The sequence below is a fragment of the Streptomyces sp. FXJ1.172 genome, from assembly GCF_001636945.3.
Lineage (GTDB): Bacteria > Actinomycetota > Actinomycetes > Streptomycetales > Streptomycetaceae > Streptomyces.
This window is the reverse complement of sequence record NZ_CP119133.2, coordinates 994,619-1,012,552: the sequence shown is the minus strand read 5'-3', so window position 1 is coordinate 1,012,552 and position 17,934 is coordinate 994,619. Positions and strand designations below refer to the sequence as shown.

At 69.2% G+C, this 17,934-nt stretch carries 18 protein-coding genes; 11 read left to right on the top strand and 7 right to left on the bottom strand.

What is annotated here, in order from left to right:
* Positions 1–36 precede the first annotated feature (36 nt).
* Together A6P39_RS04930 and A6P39_RS04925 are read left to right on the top strand one after the other, a co-directional pair.
* A complete protein-coding gene (locus A6P39_RS04930) occupies positions 37–978 on the top strand; it encodes a DUF6924 domain-containing protein (protein WP_067047130.1) in 942 nt (313 codons plus the stop codon).
* Between the two features lie 174 nt (positions 979–1,152).
* A complete protein-coding gene (locus A6P39_RS04925) occupies positions 1,153–1,302 on the top strand; it encodes a hypothetical protein (protein ID WP_159396087.1) in 150 nt (49 codons plus the stop codon).
* 7 nt (positions 1,303–1,309) lie between these two features.
* Here A6P39_RS04925 and A6P39_RS04920 read toward each other — a convergent pair whose 3' ends face one another.
* Positions 1,310–1,885, bottom strand: coding sequence for an NADPH-dependent FMN reductase (locus A6P39_RS04920; RefSeq protein WP_067047133.1), 576 nt, complete (start codon positions 1,883–1,885; stop codon positions 1,310–1,312).
* Between the two features lie 39 nt (positions 1,886–1,924).
* On the bottom strand, positions 1,925–2,380 hold the full coding sequence (locus tag A6P39_RS04915; RefSeq protein WP_067047136.1) for a nuclear transport factor 2 family protein: 456 nt from the start codon (positions 2,378–2,380) through the stop codon (positions 1,925–1,927).
* Between the two features lie 199 nt (positions 2,381–2,579).
* Between A6P39_RS04915 and sigJ the strand changes: the two genes are divergently transcribed.
* Both sigJ and A6P39_RS04905 read left to right on the top strand, forming a co-directional pair.
* Positions 2,580–3,461: an RNA polymerase sigma factor SigJ gene (gene sigJ / locus A6P39_RS04910; RefSeq protein ID WP_067047303.1), complete on the top strand. Its 882-nt coding sequence runs from the start codon at positions 2,580–2,582 to the stop codon at positions 3,459–3,461.
* A gap of 367 nt (positions 3,462–3,828) precedes the next feature.
* The gene (locus tag A6P39_RS04905; RefSeq protein WP_067047139.1) at positions 3,829–4,521 is read left to right on the top strand and encodes a LysM peptidoglycan-binding domain-containing protein; all 693 of its coding nucleotides are present in this window, start codon (positions 3,829–3,831) and stop codon (positions 4,519–4,521) included.
* A 194-nt stretch (positions 4,522–4,715) separates the two neighbouring features.
* Here A6P39_RS04905 and A6P39_RS04900 read toward each other — a convergent pair whose 3' ends face one another.
* Positions 4,716–4,982 (bottom strand): hypothetical protein, encoded by a 267-nt coding sequence (locus tag A6P39_RS04900; RefSeq protein ID WP_067047142.1) that lies wholly within the window; start codon positions 4,980–4,982, stop codon positions 4,716–4,718.
* Positions 4,983–5,155: 173 nt separating this feature from the next.
* On the opposite strand from A6P39_RS04900, the gene A6P39_RS04895 reads away from it, so the two are divergent.
* The 3 genes from A6P39_RS04895 to A6P39_RS04885 all read left to right on the top strand — a co-directional run bounded on the left by A6P39_RS04895 (position 5,156) and on the right by A6P39_RS04885 (position 10,765).
* Positions 5,156–6,625: an ArnT family glycosyltransferase gene (locus A6P39_RS04895; protein WP_234378945.1), complete on the top strand. Its 1,470-nt coding sequence runs from the start codon at positions 5,156–5,158 to the stop codon at positions 6,623–6,625.
* A gap of 806 nt (positions 6,626–7,431) precedes the next feature.
* Positions 7,432–8,214 carry a class I SAM-dependent methyltransferase gene (locus tag A6P39_RS04890; protein ID WP_067047147.1) on the top strand — a complete coding sequence of 261 codons (783 nt, stop codon included), beginning with the start codon at positions 7,432–7,434 and terminating at the stop codon, positions 8,212–8,214.
* 208 nt (positions 8,215–8,422) lie between these two features.
* Positions 8,423–10,765, top strand: a complete 2,343-nt coding sequence (locus A6P39_RS04885) for an ATP-binding protein (RefSeq protein WP_275883807.1) — start codon at positions 8,423–8,425, stop codon at positions 10,763–10,765.
* A 198-nt stretch (positions 10,766–10,963) separates the two neighbouring features.
* On the opposite strand, the gene A6P39_RS04880 is transcribed toward A6P39_RS04885, so the two are convergent.
* Both A6P39_RS04880 and A6P39_RS04875 read right to left on the bottom strand, forming a co-directional pair.
* Positions 10,964–11,797 (bottom strand): PIG-L family deacetylase, encoded by an 834-nt coding sequence (locus A6P39_RS04880; protein WP_067047154.1) that lies wholly within the window; start codon positions 11,795–11,797, stop codon positions 10,964–10,966.
* A 302-nt stretch (positions 11,798–12,099) separates the two neighbouring features.
* A complete protein-coding gene (locus A6P39_RS04875) occupies positions 12,100–12,846 on the bottom strand; it encodes a TetR/AcrR family transcriptional regulator (protein ID WP_079133452.1) in 747 nt (248 codons plus the stop codon).
* Between the two features lie 98 nt (positions 12,847–12,944).
* On the opposite strand from A6P39_RS04875, the gene A6P39_RS04870 reads away from it, so the two are divergent.
* Positions 12,945–13,808 carry an NmrA family NAD(P)-binding protein gene (locus A6P39_RS04870; protein ID WP_067047157.1) on the top strand — a complete coding sequence of 288 codons (864 nt, stop codon included), beginning with the start codon at positions 12,945–12,947 and terminating at the stop codon, positions 13,806–13,808.
* Between the two features lie 213 nt (positions 13,809–14,021).
* On the opposite strand, the gene A6P39_RS04865 is transcribed toward A6P39_RS04870, so the two are convergent.
* On the bottom strand, positions 14,022–14,225 hold the full coding sequence (locus tag A6P39_RS04865) for a cold-shock protein (RefSeq protein ID WP_067047160.1): 204 nt from the start codon (positions 14,223–14,225) through the stop codon (positions 14,022–14,024).
* 393 nt (positions 14,226–14,618) lie between these two features.
* Between A6P39_RS04865 and A6P39_RS04860 the strand changes: the two genes are divergently transcribed.
* Positions 14,619–15,044: a VOC family protein gene (locus tag A6P39_RS04860; RefSeq protein ID WP_067047311.1), complete on the top strand. Its 426-nt coding sequence runs from the start codon at positions 14,619–14,621 to the stop codon at positions 15,042–15,044.
* Between the two features lie 401 nt (positions 15,045–15,445).
* On the top strand, positions 15,446–16,141 hold the full coding sequence (locus A6P39_RS04855) for a glycerophosphodiester phosphodiesterase (RefSeq protein WP_067047314.1): 696 nt from the start codon (positions 15,446–15,448) through the stop codon (positions 16,139–16,141).
* Positions 16,142–16,264: 123 nt separating this feature from the next.
* Here the strand turns inward: A6P39_RS04855 and A6P39_RS04850 are convergent, their stop codons facing one another.
* Entirely contained in the window at positions 16,265–17,176 is a 912-nt protein-coding gene (locus tag A6P39_RS04850; protein ID WP_067047163.1) for a LysR family transcriptional regulator, read from the bottom strand.
* An 82-nt stretch (positions 17,177–17,258) separates the two neighbouring features.
* Here A6P39_RS04850 and A6P39_RS04845 point away from each other — a divergent pair, with 82 nt between their 5' ends.
* Positions 17,259–17,807 carry a tautomerase family protein gene (locus A6P39_RS04845; RefSeq protein WP_234378946.1) on the top strand — a complete coding sequence of 183 codons (549 nt, stop codon included), beginning with the start codon at positions 17,259–17,261 and terminating at the stop codon, positions 17,805–17,807.
* Positions 17,808–17,934 lie beyond the last annotated feature (127 nt).

The window sequence follows — 17,934 nt, the reverse complement described above, 5'->3', positions numbered from 1 at the left end:
GTCCTGATACCCGCGGCAGTTCTTCGAAGGAGAGTCATGGCCTTGCCCCAGCTTCCCCAGCCGGCCTCTGGTGAAGCGCTGTTGGTCTGCACGTGCTACGAAGACGGCAAGGCTCTGTGGGGTGGACTGCTCAACGAACTCGGGGGCCGCCGAGAAGGCGACGTGTTCGTCCTCGGGGGCAGTGGGGTGCGGCTTGACCTGGTCGAAGACCGCGGATGGGACCACCTGCTCGGCGGTAACGTGCCGGCGCTTGTCCCGGGCGGCGGCGTCGTGCCGCCGGTCGTCGTCTTGGCGGACACCTCTGTGGTGTACGGCGGGGCTGGGCCGTTGCTGGTGGACCTGGCGGCGATACCCGGACGCGGCGTGCGGGTCCCGTCGGCCCGGCTCGGTGAGGTTCTGTCTGCGCTGCTGGGCGGCGCGCTCGCGTTCGACGACCTGGTCCGCGACATGGACAAGTACGGCATGTACCAGGGGGACGGTGGCCGGCCGGCCTTCCCAGCCCCGACGATGCTGCCGCGCCGGTCCTTTCCGGCACTGCCCTCCATCTCCGCGGCCGTGCTGGTCCGCACGTGCTTCGACGACGAGGACGGCTGGCGCGCCCTGCTCGACGAACTGGGCGGGACCGACGAGGACGGCTGGGTCGGTGCGGATCTGGACCCGGATGAGGTCGACGTGGAGCACTATCCGTTGACGGCGCTGGTCATCGACGACCGGACCTTCGAGGGCCTCCTGCCGGGCCAGGTCCCGGCGTTGGTCCCGCCGGGGGAACACACCACGCTGGTCGCGCTCGCCGACGCCCGGACCTTTGCCGAGCCCGACCGGCCGCTGACCGCCGTCGACCTGTATGACACCCCGGGGCAGCCCGCCGTACTGCCCTGCCGCATGGTCGGATCGATGGCGTGCAACCTGGAGATCGCCAACATGGACTTCCACGAGTTCGTCATGGAGGCGGGCATGGAGCCGTGGTGGGAAGGATGATCAACGGATCTCCGGTGGCGAAGGGCCTCCGCAGAGCCGAAGGCATGACTGAACGCCACGGCAGGGCGCCGCGCCGTCCGAGGTCACGCGGCCCGTGTCGCACGCCCGCCGTGCCTGCCGTGCCCGCCGTCGAAATGGACGGCGGTTGGCCGGGCATGATGGCAAACAACCAGCGTGGCAAAGGTACTTGAGTTCCCCGTCCTGTTGCGGCTGACCGACGAACGGTCGGTCGCGTTCCGGGCCGCCGCTTCCTCCGCGCCCAGCCTCGACGTGCAGGTGCCGACCTGCCCCGAGTGGACATGGGTCGTACTGCGGGTCTCCTGAGCGTTGTTCAGGCGGCGGCCCGGGAAGCGGCGCGCAGCGGCGCGAGCGCGGTGCTCCAGGAGACGACCTGGCCCAGCAGTGTGTCCAGCGCGGCGGCGCTGTGGTCGGACGGCTTGAGGGTGGTGTAGTTCTCGAACTCGGCCATCAGTGACAGCGTGACCTGCTGGCTCACGTCGGCCATCTGCAGCGCGCCACAGATCAGCCGTAGCTGTTCGGCCGCCCGGGCGCCGCCGACGACTCCGTAGGACACGAACCCGGCCGCCTTGTTGTTCCATTCCGCATAGAGGTAGTCGAGGGCGTTCTTGAGCACCCCGGAGGTGGAGTGGTTGTACTCGGGAGTGACCATGACGAACCCGTCGAACGAAGCGATCTTGGCCGCCCAGGCCCGCGTGTGCGCGTGCTGATAGTGGCCGTGCATGGCCCCCAGCGGCTCGTCCAGGTGGGGGAGCGGGTGGTCACGCAGGTCGATCAGCTCGAACTCGGCGTCGGTGCGGCGCGATGCGGTGTCATGGACCCACGTGGCGACCTGTTCGCCGTTGCGGTCAGGGCGAGTGCTGCCGAGGATGATGCCGACCCTGATCATGTCCGATTCTCCTGTCCTGTTTGTGGTGCGACGAATCTGTCAGCGGGCGTCCGCGCCGCGCGGGGGCACGGAGCCCGTCAGGGGACTTTCATCGAGGTAGCGGATCTCGTAGACGCGTTCGGTGAACTTCCAGCCGTCCGGGGTGCGCTGGTAGCGGTCGTGGTAGATGGCGTAGTTCACCGCGGAGCGGCCGTCGAGACCGCGCCCGACCTCGGACATGTACGCGCGGCCGGACGCGGTGTCGCCGGCGAGCCGGATCACTCCCGGATGGGTGTTCTGCACCAGGAAGTCCAGGAAATCCGGTACCCGTCGGCCCCAGGCGCGGATCTGCTCCTGTCCGGACATCTCGGCGGGGATGTCGGGCATCCGCCACACGCCGTCCCGTGTGAACAGCGATGCGACCCGGTCGTAGTCGCGCATCATCACCGCGTCGGTGAACTCACCTCGCAGCGCCTCGATCTCGACCCGGTCCGCGATCGCCTGCAAGTCGCTCATCGTTGCCTCCCTGTCACATCCGCGGGGGATGTTGTGCCGGTGCCAGCAGTACGACGGCGCGGCTCCCCGAAATGTCAGGCGAGACGCCGACCTCACATTCCGCTGCGCTGTCTCGTCGAACCGGTGAGTGCAGATCGGGCCGACACAGGGCAAGGGGAGAACCGTGACCACCGGAGACGATCAGAGCCTGAGCGCGATCATGAGCGAGCGGCGTCAGCTGATCAATCTCGCCTACCGGCTGCTGGGCTCCCTGGCCGAAGCCGAGGACGCAGTCCAGGAGACGTACGCCCGCTGGTACGCCATGTCCCGCCGGCAGCAGGACGCCATCGAGTCTCCCGGCGCCTGGCTGACGAAGGTGGCGGGCCGCATCTGCCTGGACCTGCTCGGCTCGGCACGGGCCCGGCGCGAGCGCTACGTAGGTGAATGGATCCCCGAGCCGCTGCCCGAACCCAGCCAGTGGACCACCGGGCCGGCAGGCGGCGCCACGGCCGACCCGGCCGACCGGGTGACCCTCGACGAGTCGGTCAACATGGCCTTTCTCGTCGTGCTGGAATCGATGACCCCGGCCGAACGCGTCGCGTTCATCCTGCACGACGTCTTCCGCTACTCCTTCGCCGAAGTCGCCGAGATCGTCGGCCGCACACCCGCGGCCTGCCGTCAGCTGGCCTCCTCCGCCCGCCGCCGCATCCGCGCCTCCCAGACGCCTGCGACCCCGGCGGCCCACCAGGCCGGCATCGTCCGGGATTTCAGACAGGCATGGCAGGCCAAGGACATCAGCGCCCTCATCGGCCTCCTCGACCCCGACGCCACGGTGATCGCCGACGGCGGCGGCCTGACCAGAGCCTCACTCCACCCCATCGACGGCAGCGAGCGGATCGCGCACTACCTGACCGACCTCTTCGCCAGGGCACCCGGCACCCTGACCGTCGTGGAGCGCACGGTCAACGGCCGGCCCGGCCTGGTCGCTCAGCAAGACGGCCGAACCGTGGCGGTGTACGCGTTCGGCATCGCGGGCGATCGGATCACCCGCATCTGGGCCGTACTCAACCCCGAAAAGCTCCGCCCCTGGACGACGGGCTGACACGGGTCTGCGCCCACCTGCGGACTGAGATTCGCGCGGGAATGTCCTATTTGGTCCGATAAATAATAAAAGGTCGATGTGTCACTGTTCAAACCATTGGGGTGTCCCGTTCGGGATGGGTGACTCAATTCACTTACGACGCATCTTAGTGCTTTAAATCCATCTTACCTCCCTTAATGCCCAGGGCCTCGTGGCGCCCGAAGCAGACCGGGCAACGAAGCTGGTTAGTAAATATGGGAATTGTCGATTCATTCCCGGCGGCCTAAGAATGTGGCCCGCCGCAGCGCACCGCTCAATGAAATGTGGTGCAGCTTGCCGAGGGAACCGGCAACTGCGGGTCATGCAAATTCTGGAAGAGGACCGCTCCATGCCCCTTCACGCCCGCAAGCGCCCCTCCCGGGCGCGCCGACTCATCGCCGGTGGCGCCGTCACCGTCGGCACCTTCGCCCTGGTCTCCACCGCCGCACTGGGTACGGCCCAGGCCGCCCCCGCCGCCTCCGCCGCGACGACCACCTACACCGTTCAGCCTGGTGACCACCTGGCCTCCATAGCCCGCGCCCAGCACGTGCCCGGCGGCTGGTCGGCCATCGCGACTGCCAACCACATCGCCAGCCCCTACGCCCTCCAGCCGGGACAGGTCCTGACCCTGCCCGCCGGATCGACCCCCGCCACGAAGCCGGCAACCGCCACGAAGGCCGCGTCCACGTCCACCACGACCACCGCCGGCAGCCAGGGCTACACCAACAACCTGGACGGCTGGATCAAGCACTCCCTGGCGATCATGGCCCAGAACGGCATCCCCGGCAGCTACAACGGGATCTACCGCAACGTGATGCGGGAATCCTCCGGCAACCCCAACGCCATCAATCTCTGGGACTCCAACGCCGCCGCCGGCCATCCCTCCATCGGCCTGCTCCAGGTGATCCAGTCCACCTTCGCCGCGTATCACGTGCCGGGCACCTCGTCGAGCATCTACGACCCCGTTGCCAATATCACCGCCGCCTGCAACTACGCCTACCACCGCTACGGATCCATCGACAACGTCAACGGACCCTACTGACAGGGAATTGGCGCCCCGGGGCGCTCGGCAGCTCGCGGTCGCGACGGCATTTGACCGCCGCGACCGCGAGCCCCCTCCACGCTCAGGTCCGTGCCCGCCGCAGGCAGGGGCTGTCGGCGGTGGCGACCAGGATGGTGGTCGCCACGTCGACTCCGCCGCCCGAGCTTTCCGGGGCCGTGAGGCGTGCGGGAGGTCTACTCCTCGTCACCGGTCAGTTTGCCGAGCAGTGACTCGAGGGCTCCCTCCCCGTCTGAAGTGTCCTCTGAAGTGCCCTCGTCCAAGTGCCGTGACCTTCCGGCCGCGGCGTTCCTGCCGTCTCTCGGCATGGCCTGCGTGTCTGTGTGGTGGGCTGGATTGGGCTTGGGGGCCTCGGCCGCGTGGGCGGCTCCGGCGAGGGGCAGGAAGGCGATGGCGGCGAGCACCCCGGTCAGGACGCCGGCGGCGGTACGTGTGTGGTTCATGCCTCGAGTAAACGATCTTCTCGGCGTCTTGCCATGGCCAACACGCCGCGGGTGCGAAGTCGCCGCCAGGGCCCCTTGGCCGCGCCGGTCGTGGCTGCCAGACTGCCGCGGTGAACATTCGGGGGGATGGGCCGATCGGTCCGCAACCGTTCGCGTCACGGCCGGTCGCGTTGGTGGCGGCCGTTCTCGCCGCAGCGTTGGTCACGCTGTCAGGGCGGTACGGCTTTCATCGCGACGAACTCTACTTCCTGCTCGCCGGCCGGCATCCGGCCTGGGGCTACGTCGACGAGCCGCCGCTGACCCCCATGCTCGCCCGGGCCGGCGCCGCCGTATTCGGTGCGAGCCCGACAGGCCTGCGGGTCATGCCCGCACTGCTCTCGGCATGCTCCGTGACACTCACCGCCCTGCTGGCCCGGGAGCTGGGAGCCGGTCGTGGCGGACAGGTCTTCGCGGCCGGGTGCTGTGCCTGCTCCGGGTATGTCATGGCCATCGGCCACTTGCTGTCCACCAGCACCTTCGACCTGACCGCCGAGCTGGGCGTCCTGCTCCTGACGCTCCGGCTGCTGCGGACCCAAGACCCCCGCTGGTGGCCGCCGCTGGGCGCGGCGATCGGGGTGACATTGCTGAACAAGCAGCTGGTCCTGTCGCTGCTCCTCGCATTGCTCCTCGCACTGCCGCTCGGCCTCTTGGTGGCCCGCCCCTGGCGGGAGTACGCGCGGCGCCCCCGGCTCGGCAGTGCAGGGCTGCTGCTCGGACCGCTGCTCGCGCTGTCCCTCGCGCTCCTCATCTGCGCACCCACGCTCTGGTGGCAGGCCACGCACGGCTGGCCCGAGCTGAAGGTGGCCCGGGTTCTCAGCCACGTCCAAGGCGTGTCGGGACGGCTGCTGTTCCTGCCGCTCCAGTTGCTCCAGTTCTCCCCGGTCCTCGTGCCCGTCGCGATAGTGGGCCTGCGCCGGTTGCTCCGCGATGACGAGCTGCGCTGGGCCCGGCCGCTGGCGATCGCATACCCCGTACTCTGCACCCTGGTGCTCCTCGGCGGAGGAAAGCCGTACTACCCGCTCCCGCTGCTGCTCACCGTGACGGCGGCCGGCTGCGAACCCGTCGTCCGCCGTGCCCGCCGGTCCTGGCGGACCCTCACATGCCTCCTTCTCCTGGCGGGGGTCACCAGCGCCCTGGCCGCCCTGCCGGTGCTGCCGGTCTCGGCGGTCGCCGTGACCAACGCCCTCGACGTCGACCAGGGCGAGCAGGTCGGCTGGCCCCAGTTCACGCGTGCCACCGCGGCCGCCTGGTCCGCGATCCCCGCAGCACAGCGCACCCACGCCGTCCTGCTCACCTCGAACTACGGCGAGGCGGGCGCCCTCGCCCGCTACGGGCCCTCCTACGGGCTCCCCACCGCCTACTCCGGTCACATGAGCCTGTACGACTGGGGCCCGCCCCCGGACAGCTACGACGGCCCCGTCCTGCTGGTCGAACAGGCCGACGGTCAGCACCGACTGGAACGGCCCTTCACCAACTGCCGCACCGTAGGCCGGATCGACAACGGCCACGGCATCAGCAACCAGGAGCAGTACGCAGCTGTCGTGCTGTGCCAAGGCGCGCACCAGCGCTGGTCCGTGCTCTGGCCGTCACTGCGGCAGTACTGACCCGCGCCGTCAGTCATCGGGGCAGCCGGTCGACCGTGCCGGGCTCGGTTCGAACTCGTTGCCCGTTCCCATGATGAGCAGGGCGCCCAGGACGTGCTCGTTCTCGTGGCGCCGGTCCGGTGACAGCTACCGTGCCTCGGTGTCCCGGCTCTGCAGGTCAGTGGCTGTCGGCGATGAGCGCACCTGAAGCTCTCCGGCAGCCGTCAGTGTCATCGGGGTCTGCCACCACCCGACCCTGCCGCACGGCCCATCCTCGGTCTGATGCACCGGCCGGACCCTTCTGCTGACCCGGAGAACCTGCCTGCCGCCCTCGTCCGCCGTGACGGTCACCGTGACGATACGTCCGGCATCCGGCCCTGCCGGTGTCGGCAGGAACAGGGAGTGCGCGGAGGAAGACGTGCCCGATATCGTCTGGCACCGGCCGTTGACGCAGGCCCGCACGGTGGCTTGTTGATGCGATGCCGCCCACGGCGCGACATCCAGCAGCACGTCCGGAGCGGGCTCATTGGGCCCGTTGCACACTCGCGGTGACGCACACCCCGCAACCGCACCCATGGCCAAGACGGCCACCCACATCAAACTGGTCGCACCGGATCGCACTGGTCTGCCGCGCACAGTGAAGGCTCCGATCGCTTTGTGACAGGGCCTGCTGTTCCTCTACGGGACCGCAGCGTAGCCTCCCCTGTGCCGTTCCGATCCAGTGATGGGGGCGTGCGGGAGCGTTTGGATGGGCATCATGATTCCCTGCGGTCGTGGGTCGGCGAGCGGTCGGGTGCGGGGATGTCAGAGTCGTCTGGGGAGAGTCCGTGAATCTCGTCGAGCAGGAGTACGCGGATCTGGGGCCATTGCGGGTCCGGCGCGACATACACCGGTGCTACAGCGAACCAGCCGACGACGTCGAGGAGACGACGCTGGCGATGGCACGCCGGTGCGCCGGAGCACGGGCGACGGTGGTGGATGTCGGCTGCGGCACCGGCGACCTGCTGCGACGGTGGGCCATGGAGGGACACGCCGGGAAGCTGGTAGGGGTGGACCGGTCTGCGGCGGCAGTGGATGGGACGCGCGAGGCAGGCGTTGGGGTGGTGCGCGGGGACGCGTGCGCGCTGCCGTTCAGCGACAACTCGGCGGACTGCCTGCTGGAGCGGCACATGCTCTACCACGTGGCCGACCTCGGGCTGGCGCTGGCCGAGGCACGGCGGGTGCTGCGCCCGGGCGGAGCCTATGTCGCCGTGGTCAACATGATGAACACAACGCCCCGGCTGGCCGGACTGATGCACCGCTGCGTCGGCAGCGACGGCACGTCCGTACCGCGTTCACCACGCGTCGACTCCGAGAACCTGCGCCCGCTGCTGAAACATGCCTTCGCCGAGGTCGAGGAGACCGACTACCGCGGGGAGTTGGTATTCCATGAGCCCGAGCCGCTCGCCGCACTCGCCGCCTCGCTACTCGTGTTCTACGGTGTGGAACGCGGTACAGCCCGGCACGCCCGGATGGTTGCGGCGCTGGAAGAGGAAGCGTCGCGGGCCTTCGCCGGCGGCCGGGGCCCGTGGCGGGACGCGAAGGGATGGACCGTGTTCGTGGCACGGTGATCGGGGGACAGCCCATGACGGGACAGGGCGTCGAGACCGGGGGCCCGCTCTGCAGGGGCGACGCCGACTTACCGGGCACCGCTCGCTGGGACCTGCCGGAAGCGTGCCCGTACGCAGATGATGGCCGCCGCCCGGCTCGTAGGGGGAAGCGATGACCGCACGAGGGACTTCACGCCGGGCACGAACCGTCGGGCTCATCGGCGCATGGGTGAGTGCGGCTTCCTGCGCCGCGGTGCTCAAGGAGGTGCACTCGCCGCAGCCCTGGGCGATCGCGGTAAGCGCTGCGGTGGGCACCCTGGGCTCCGCGCTCAGCCTGCGGGCGACCACTGTACTCAAAGGCGATGGAGCCGTCGCAGGGACCTTTGACCACGTCGCGCCCACCGCGATACGCGAACTTCCCGCAGTGACGGCCTACTTCACCGGAAGAGCCGATCTGATCAAGCACATTCGAGAGCTGGTCCGGGGGCCCGGGCTGCTGCAGCGGTGGGGGAGCCGTGCCGCGCGACACCGTCCAGGACGGTCGGGCCGGCTGCGGCTGGTGATGCTGTGGGGCCGCGGAGGTGTCGGCAAGACCGCGCTGGCCGTGCGGCTCGGGCAAGAACTTGCCGGTGACTTTCCCGACGGGCAGATGTACGTGGACCTGCGTGGCGCGTCGGGGACGAGTCCACGTGCGCCTGCCGACGTCCTGGCCATGCTCCTGCGTGACCTGGGCGTCGACCCCGCTGCGATCCCGGAGGAAATCGACGACCGGGCACGGCTGTTCCGGTCGCGCACAGCAGGCCTTCGGCTGCTGATCGTGCTCGACAACGCCCGCGACGAGGCCCAGGTGCAGCCTCTGCTCCCCGGGACGTCGACATCGCTGGTCATCGTGACCAGCAGGGCACGGCTGTCCGGGCTGGAGGGCGGCACGTCCTTCGAGCTTGGTGCGCTCGAGCCCGACGGGGCCGTAGAGCTGTTGGGTAAGATCGCGGGATTCACCAGGGTGGCCGCGGAGCCGGAGGCGGCCTCAGAGATTGTACGTGCCTGCGGCCTGCTGCCCCTGGCCATACGGATCGCCGGCGCCCGTCTGGCGGGGCGGCCAGGCTGGTCCCTGGAGAACTTCGCCCGCCGACTGGCCAACCAGCACCGCCGGCTCGGGGAATTGCGGGTCGGCAGCCTCGACGTGCGCACCGGCATCACGGTCGGCTACAACGCTCAGTCCGCCTTCAACCAGCGGGCGTTCGTACTTCTCGCCCTGTGCGACGCGCCGACGTTCTCCGTCCTCCCGCTGCAGGCGGCGATGGACTGTACGCGGGAGCAGGCCGAGCAAAGCATGGAAGACCTCGTCGAGGCGCAGATGTTGGAGTGGTTGGGGCATGACGGCGCCGGTAGGTCCGTATACCGCTACCACGACCTCGTACGGGACTACGCCGTCGAGTTGCTCACCGGCGACGGATTGGCCGCGGAGGAGCGGCGCGCCGCTCTTGAGCGGGTCGTCGGGCACTGCCTGCGCCTGGCGGAGGACGCCGAGCGGCGTCTGACGCCGGGCAGCCACCGTCTGACCGCCCGGTTCCCTCGTTGGTCGGCGTTGCCCGACGACGACTGTGCCGACGCGGAGCCAGACGCCCTCCAACAACTTGTGGCGGAGTACGAGTTCCTGATGTGCGCGGTCCGCGATGCGCTGGACGCCGGCCTGATCACAGCGGCATCGGAGCTGGCGAGCCTACTCGTTGCGTACCAGGACACCCGCGCGCTGTGGAACGACTGGGAGCGAACCCAGGGCCCGGTCCTCGAAGCGTGTCGGTCCGAAGGCGACGAACTCGGGATGGCCGTCTGCCTTCGTGACCTGGCCGTGCTACGGCGGCTCCAGGGCCGGCTGTCCGAGGCCGAGCAGCACGGACTCGACGCCCTGGCGATCTTCGACCGCCTCTGCGAGCGGGCGGCCACCGCCGACTGCCTTTCCAACCTTGGCTGGCTGTACCGGGTACGCGGTGAACAGGACCAGGCCCGCGTCTACCTGGAGCGGGCACTGACCGTGGCGGAGGACTGCCGAATCCGACGCACTCGCGGCTGGATCCTCCAGATGCGCGCCGATCTGGAAATCGACACCGGCGCAATGGATACAGCCTTGGCCCTGCTCCGGCAGTCGCAGGAGGTCTTCGAAGACATCGGCGAACGCCGCGGCCTGGGCTGGACGTTGCGCATCATGGGGGACGCCTACCGCGAGCAGGAACGGTACGACCAGGCACTCGCGCAATACGAGGCCGCCGCGGAGATCATGTCGGCCTTCGACGACAGGCGTGGAATTGCCCGCATCCTGGGCGCCATCGGTGCCCTCCGCCAGCGGATGGGGCAGACCCGGGACGCCGTGACCCAATATGAGGTCAGCCTCACGGCCTTTCGCCAACTCGGCGACCTGCAATGGCAGGCGTACACGCTCGGTGCGCTGGCCGACCTGCATACGGGACTGGGCGAGACCGTGAAAGCCGAGACCTACCGCATGGAGGCGGCGACCCTGCTCGCCGGACTCACCGGAAGTACGTCCCGCGCCCATCCCGTCCGGCGCCTGTGACGAGGCCGCGATGTGCCGGCCGATGACCTCCCCAGGTGCCGGGCGCGGTCGCACTCGGCCGTGTGAGGGAGCGCGCGTTTATGCGCCTGAGGAGGGTTCTTGCTCAATGGCCCTGCCCGGGTAGGGGACTGGCGTCCTCGCAACCGCCACGCTACCGAGCAGGGCCCACCCTGATGTCGCCCCGGGAAGGCGGATGGATCAGCGCAGCCCGGCGAAGAGGTCGTTCTCGGGCACGGCCGCGCCGGTGGTGTCCTGGACGCGTACGAAAGTCTCGACGCCCATCAGCTCGGTGAACCTTTTCTGGCCCATCTTGAGGAAGAAGATGTTCTCGCCCTGGCTGGCGTGCGCGGCCAGCGCGTCGAACTTCTGGCCGCCGAACGCGGTGGTGTCCACCCAGGTGGTGATCTCCTCGTCGGGGAGTCCGATCTCGGCCATGGCGGCGGCCTCGGCGGGGTCCGGCTCCTGCCAGTCCGCACCGAACTCGCGCATGACCTCCCCGAACCGCTGCATCATCGACCGGGGCGCCGTCGTCCAGTACACCTTCGGCGTCGGCTCGGTCATCGCCAGCGCCGCCATCGTGATGCGGTTTGCCTGGATGTGGTCGGGGTGGCCGTAGAAGCCGTTCTCGTCGTAGGTCACGACCACATCGGGTTGGTAGCGGCGCATGAGTTCCGCGAGTCGGGCAGCGCCCTCCTCCACGGGTACCTGCCAGAAGGATCCGGGGGCGTCGTTGGCCGGCCAGCCCATCATCCCGGAGTCGGTGTAGCCCAGCATCTCCAGGTGACTGACCTTCAGGATGTCGCAGCTTGCCTCAAGTTCCTGCCGCCGCATCAAGGCGACGGCTGCCGGATCGTGCCCGGGATCGCCCGGCTTGATGCCCCCCGGTCCGTCGCCGCAACTGCCGTCGGTGCACGTCACGAGGACCGTGCGGATGCCCTCCGCCGCGTACCGCGCGAGGACTCCTCCCGTTCCGGTGGCCTCGTCGTCGGGGTGGGCGTGCACCGCCATGAGCGTCAAGGGCCAGTCATTCATGAAACAGTCCTCCTGTGAGAAAGGCCTCGGTCCGAGTCCGCGGCAGGCGTATGAGCGCTCACCCCAGTATCGGGTGACCGGGCGTGCCCCGGACCCGGGGCCCGGACCGCGTCGGAGCGGACTCCCTTCGCGACCTGGGCGTGCGGCCCACCAGGCCAGGCAAAGAGTGGCCGAGGAGGGTGGTCGCCGGTCGGCTCGCGCTCAGTACGTCGAAGGGCCCGCCGTGGTATGTCGGATGTGTGGGCTGACGCAGGATCTCCGCGGCCGCCGCACCCGGGCGAGAAGGCACGAACCGGAGGCTGTCAACCGTCGGCGGCAAGACGGTTCAGCCACTCCCTCAGCAGAAGCTGCTCGGCGCGGCTGAGGTTCGTCTGCTCGGGCAGTGCGGCGCGCAGGGCGCGGGCGGCGCCGGCCGCCCCCGAGTCCTTCACGGCCGGCTGCTGGTTGGTGACAGCGGCGACCATGGACTCCCGGAGCGTGGTCAACAGGGCCGGGTTGCGCCCGTCCTGGGGCAGGGACAGCCAGGTGAGCACCGCGCCGCGCGCCGTGGCGTGGATGATCTGGGCTGCGAGTTCCTCGTCGACGCGGAGCCAGCCGCCGGCGGCAAGGCGCCGGACGCGGCCCATCAGGATCTCCATGCCGGCCTTGAAGGCGGCCGAGGTGGTCCGGGTGGGTTCGGTGTACATCAGCGTGAACAACGCGGGATTGGCCAGACCGAACTCGATCGCGACGTCCCAGCCGGCTCTCAGGTCCTCGATGGGGTCCTCAGGGTCGGGGTCGATGTGCTTGGTGGCGAGAAACGCGGCGAAGCCGTGCTCGGCCACCGCGTCGAGCAGTCCGTCCTTGTCGCCGAACAGCCGGTAGATGGCCGGCGGCTGCAGGCCCGCCGCATCAGCGACCGCGCGGGTGGTGACCGCGTCGCGACCCCCGCGCGTCAGCAGGCCTATGGCGGCCTCGATGACGCGCTGCCGGGTCTGCTCCCGGCCCGGGGACGCGGTGTCGGACTTGACGGCGGTGGTGCCGTCTCCGTCGCGTGAATGTGATGGCATGAATCAATGATACTGCACCATTGGTTCCAACGTTATTATCGATGGTATCTTGAATCTGTTTCCATTGGAACCACGTCGTCGTAACACTGGAGCGCATAGTGATCATCGTGACCGGAGCCACCGGACAGCTGGGGCGCCAGATCGTCGAGAGGCTGCTCACGCGCGTGCCGCCGGACCGAGTAGGCGTCAGCGTCCGCGACCCGCAGAAGGCGCAGAAGTTCGCCGACCAGGGAGTGCGGGTGCGACAGGGCAGTTTCACCGACGCCACCGGCCTCGCGCACGCCTTCGAGGGTGCCTCGCAGGTGCTCATCGTCTCCGTCGACAAAATGGGCGAAGAGTGCGTCAGGCAGCACCGCACCGCGATCGAAGCGGCTGTCGCGGCGGGCGCCCGTCGCATCCTCTACACCAGTCAGATGGGGGCCAGCGCAACGTCACACTTCCAGGCCTGCCGCGACCATGCCGTCACCGAGCAGGTACTGCGCGCCTGTGGCGTGCCGTTCACCTCGCTGCGCAACGGCTTCTACGCCACCAGCGCGGTGCACTTCCTCGGCCACGCGGCGGAGTCCGGCCGGCTCGCGCTCCCCGCGGACGGGCCGGTCGCCTGGACCGCGCACGCCGACCTCGCCGACGCGGCCGCCGCCATCCTGGCCGACGAAGGCCGCTTCGACGGCCCCACGCCGCCGCTCACGGGGGGACAGGCACTCGCCTTCGACGACATCGCCGCCATCGCCACCGAGTGCACGGGTCGTACCATCACGAGGGTCACCACCCCCGACGATCAGTTCCGGGAGCAGGTGGCGGGCGGAGGCGTCCCCATAGAGGTGGCGGATCAGTTGCTCGGCATCTTCGCCGCGAGCCGTGCCGGCGAGTTCGCCACCGTCGACCCGACGCTGGCCACCCTGCTCGGCCGCGAGCCCATCACCCTGGGCACGGTGCTGCGCGAGCAGTTGTCCGAAGACTGATCCGGTGCGCAGGCGCGGATCTGCCGGCCGCCGGTTGCGGTGAAGCGGACCGCGTGCCCGTGTAAAGCGGCCGTCCCCGTCGTACTCGACGGGGACGGCCGCTCAAAACACCCCTGTTGGAGGACCGTGATCCTCCTGCCCGCGGAGACGGCTGGACCCGATGAGGCTCCAGCCGGTGGGTGCATCCCGCGTGGGCTTCTTTCGCGTTCGGCGTTACAGGGCGCGGATGTTCTCTGCCTGCGGGCCCTTCTGACCCTGCGTGATGTCGAACTCGACCTTCTGGCCCTCCAGGAGTTCACGGAAGCCCTGGGCGGCGATGTTCGAGTAGTGGGCGAAGACGTCCGGGCCGCCGCCATCCTGCTCGATGAAGCCGAAGCCCTTTTCCGAGTTGAACCACTTCACAGTGCCCCGTGCCATGTGTCTGTCTCCTTCGAGGGGATTTGTATCAGGTCCCGCACGGTGCGGGACCCGGAGGTGATCGCCCTGGTCCGGAGCGGTGTTGAACAGCATGAACGCCCGCGATTGCGATCACGGGCGAACGGGACTTCGGAACCACGACTGCTGATCATGACGTTACACCGGCTGCTGACGCTCGGCCACAAAGAACCACGAAGGCAACGTGACCCGTGGGGCAAGCGTCCGCCACTGAGAGCCCTCTCCCAAGTACGCCTCTCCTGCGGCTTGGTGAGACCGAGACTGACTGTGGCTGAGCCTAGCCCGATCGTGCTCCCGCCGGGCCAGAGTGACCTGCGTGGCGATGACAGCTCGGGGGTTTCGCTGGAGCGCACCCGCCCATACGGTGGTCCGGTGATGCCGATCAAGAAGTTCCAAGTCACCTTCGACTGCGCAGAACCTGAGCGCCTCGCCCGTTTCTGGTGCGAGGTGTTGGGGTACGTCGTACCGCCGCCACCGGAGGGGTTTGCCACTTGGGACGATTTCAAGCGCGTCCAGCCACCTGAGCAGCAGGACGCATGGTTTGCCTGCATCGACCCCTCAGGCGTGGGCCCGCGGCTTTACTTCCAGCGCGTACCTGAAGGCAAGGCCGCCAAGAACCGGGTGCATCTTGATGTGCGGGTCGGCACCGGACTCGTGGGTGAAGAGCGCCTTGCCGCACTTGAGGCCGAGTGCGCACGGCTGGTCCCGCTCGGCGCGGTACACGTGCGAACGCTGTACGACGGCAATGATGCGTGCATCCCGATGTTGGACATCGAGGGCAATGAGTTCTGCATCGACTGACGGGCCGCGAACCGCCCTTCCTTCGGTCATGTCCCGCAGAGCGGGGTAGTGGCGCGGCAGCGACCGGCTGATCGGACGGCTCATAGCCACGGCCCTGGCCGTCGCCCGAAGCGCACAGTCGGTGACAGTGATCGCGCCCAGCAGGGGTGGGGCGGCCCAGATCACTGACTCGGCCTGGTGACAATCAGAAGGGCCCGGAAGGTATCCCGTGACGGCGGTGTGCTGAACAGGGTCCTCGCGGGTGGTCTTCCAGGCCCGTGACAGGGGCTGGGGCCGGCTGAGCGCCCGGCCGGACGGGCCCATTAGGCTTGGGCGCGCCGACGGGCGGTCGCCAGCCGCCCGGTGGGGGTACGGCACTCATGCGGCTGCCCCGCACCATCACACCCGAGGAGAGCAACCGAGTGTCTTTCTTCACCATCGGCCACCGCGGTGTCATGGCCGCCGAGCCGGAGAACACCCTGCGTTCCTTCCTGCGGGCCGAACGCGAGGGGCTGGACGGCATCGAACTGGACCTGCACCTGAGCAAGGACGGCCAGCTGGTCGTCATGCACGACGAGACCCTGGACCGCACGACGAACGGCTCCGGTCCGATCGCCGACCAGAAGTTGCGGCAGCTCAAGAAGCTCGACGCCGGCCTCGGCGAGCGCATCCCCACGTTCGGGGAGGTACTCGACGCTGTCGGGCCGACGCTGCCGATCCAGGCGGAGATCAAGGACGTGGCCGCCGCCCGTTCGCTGGCCAGGGTGCTCACCGACCGCGGCCTGCTGGACCGGGTCTCGGTGCTGTCGTTCCACGACGTGGCGCTCATCGAGATCCACAATCTGCTGCCGCAGGCCCGCACCGTGCTCGTGGCAGGCCCCAGCGCGCACCGCGACACCTTCGTCGGCCGCGCCCAGAAGGTCGGTTCGACCCTGGTCAGCGTGGAGTTGCGCCAGCTGAACCGGGCCATCGTGGAGAAGTGCGCCGCCGCCGGCATCGACGTGATGGCCTGGACCGTCAACGACGAGCGCGACCTGGCGCTGGCCCGGACACTCGGCCTGGTGGGCTGCGTGACCGACCAGCCCGGCATGAAGCGGCTGGTCAAGGCCACGCTCTGACCTCAGAGGTCCGGGTCGGCCGCTTGCGCCAGGCGTCTGTCCTGTCGCTCCCTACCAGACTCACGGGCTGGGCGAGGCTGTATGGGCAGAGATGCTGCGGGACGGGGACGGGGACGCGGACGGTCAGTCGGCGAGGTCGGCGGCTTGTCGGCGTAGGGCGCGTGCCAGCGCCTGCGCGGGTGCGCTGAGGGGACCCGGCATGCGCACCAGGCTGATGCGTCGTATCTCCTCCGCGACGCCTTCGACGGGCACGAGGCGTACGCCGGGCGGGACGACGGGCAGCAGCGTCGGCGTGGCCGTGGTGATGCCGGCGCCGGCCGCGACCAGGTGGAGCTTGGTCAGCCAGTCCCGGGCAGTGTGGCGGACCGTGGGCCGCCCGGGCAGACCTGGCCAGACGCCGAGCAGTGGCTCGTCCGCGGTGCCGGGACTGGCGATCCACGGCTCTCGCGCGATCTCCTCGACGCCGACGCTGCCCCGTTCGGCGAACGGGCCGCCTGCCGGCACCGCCACGGCCAGGTGGGTTTCCAGCAGCGACTCGACACTCAGGGGCGGATCGTCCGTGTCGGGCGAGCGGTGCGGTGGCCGGGAGGAGAGGAGGGCGAGATCCAGGGTGCCGGCGCGCAGCGCGCGCACCAGCGAGGGAGTGGTTCCCTCACGCGTCGTCACCTGGATGTGCGGGTGCTCCTGGCGCAGGAACGCCAGGGCACGGGGCACGATCACCGCTCCGGCGGTGGGGAAGAAGCCGAGCCGGACGCGGCCCCTCTCGACCTCCTGCGCTCCGTGCAACTCCCGGTCGGCAGCCTCCAGGGCGTCCAGGGCGACCACGGCGTGCCGCAGCAGGGCACGGCCTGAGCCGGTCAGCCGGACACCGCCGGGGTAGCGGTCGAAGAGCCGGGCGCCGGTCGCCTGTTCCAGCGCGGCCATCTGCCGGGAGACGGCCGACTGCGTGTACCCGAGCGCGTCTGCTGCGGCCGTGAAGGTGCCCCGCTGCGCCACCTCACGCAGCACCCGCAGCCCGACCAGCGTCATCTCCATGAGGTCTCCATGAGTAATCGGCATATCCATTATGCCGAACATTCGCTGGCGGAATGCCCCTCGCGTTCCTAGCGTGGAGGGCATGAACGAGCACCCCACCAGCGGAACCTCCGGACTGGGCGGCTGGTGCCCCTCCTTCCTCCCGACGCTCTCGATGAAGCACAGCGCGCACTGCGCGCGAAAAGAAGGGCAAGAGATCATGCCTCTGATCAACGTCTACCTGCGCCAGGGGACCACGCCCGAGTACCGCCGGAATGTGTCCCTCGGTATCCACAAGGCCATGGTCGACGTGCTGAAGGTCCCCCAGGACGACCAGTTCCATGTCTTCCACGAGGTCACGCCCGACAACTTCCAGATGCAGCCAGTCGTGTTCGGCCTGCGGCGAAGCGAGCGTGCCATGTTCATCCAGCTGTCCTTCAACCACCGCACCGCCGAGCAGAAGGCCGAGCTGTTCCAGTCGATCGTCGACAACCTCCGGCTTTTCGCCGACGTCCCCCAAGAGGACATCCTGATGACGATCAACGAAACAGCCAGGGAGAACTGGTGGGCCGCCGGCCGCGTCGTCAACCCCGCCACCGGGTACGACGAGCGCATGAACGACGTCCTCACCGGCCCCGAGGCCACGAGCTGAGGCGGCCGCGGAACCAGCACGAGTCGCCCACGTTTCCCACCCGTCGCGAGCCGATCGTGCGCCTCGGCCGCACGCTCGAGCGGGAGGACGTCGGCAACCCGGCCTACGACGCCCCAAGCTGACGGCC

Excerpts from the sequence above, each read along its gene's own strand:
- A6P39_RS04930 (WP_067047130.1), top strand. The coding sequence starts at position 37 with ATGGCCTTGCCCCAGCTTCCCCAGCCGGCCTCTGGTGAAGCGCTGTTG.
- A6P39_RS04920 (WP_067047133.1), bottom strand. The coding sequence starts at position 1,885 with ATGATCAGGGTCGGCATCATCCTCGGCAGCACTCGCCCTGACCGCAAC.
- A6P39_RS04915 (WP_067047136.1), bottom strand. The coding sequence starts at position 2,380 with ATGAGCGACTTGCAGGCGATCGCGGACCGGGTCGAGATCGAGGCGCTG.
- sigJ (WP_067047303.1), top strand. The coding sequence starts at position 2,580 with ATGAGCGAGCGGCGTCAGCTGATCAATCTCGCCTACCGGCTGCTGGGC.
- A6P39_RS04905 (WP_067047139.1), top strand. The coding sequence starts at position 3,829 with ATGCCCCTTCACGCCCGCAAGCGCCCCTCCCGGGCGCGCCGACTCATC.
- A6P39_RS04900 (WP_067047142.1), bottom strand. The coding sequence starts at position 4,982 with ATGAACCACACACGTACCGCCGCCGGCGTCCTGACCGGGGTGCTCGCC.
- A6P39_RS04880 (WP_067047154.1), bottom strand. The coding sequence starts at position 11,797 with ATGAATGACTGGCCCTTGACGCTCATGGCGGTGCACGCCCACCCCGAC.
- A6P39_RS04875 (WP_079133452.1), bottom strand. The coding sequence starts at position 12,846 with ATGCCATCACATTCACGCGACGGAGACGGCACCACCGCCGTCAAGTCC.
- A6P39_RS04865 (WP_067047160.1), bottom strand. The coding sequence starts at position 14,225 with ATGGCACGGGGCACTGTGAAGTGGTTCAACTCGGAAAAGGGCTTCGGC.
- A6P39_RS04860 (WP_067047311.1), top strand. The coding sequence starts at position 14,619 with ATGCCGATCAAGAAGTTCCAAGTCACCTTCGACTGCGCAGAACCTGAG.
- A6P39_RS04850 (WP_067047163.1), bottom strand. The coding sequence starts at position 17,176 with ATGGAGATGACGCTGGTCGGGCTGCGGGTGCTGCGTGAGGTGGCGCAG.
- A6P39_RS04845 (WP_234378946.1), top strand. The coding sequence starts at position 17,259 with ATGAACGAGCACCCCACCAGCGGAACCTCCGGACTGGGCGGCTGGTGC.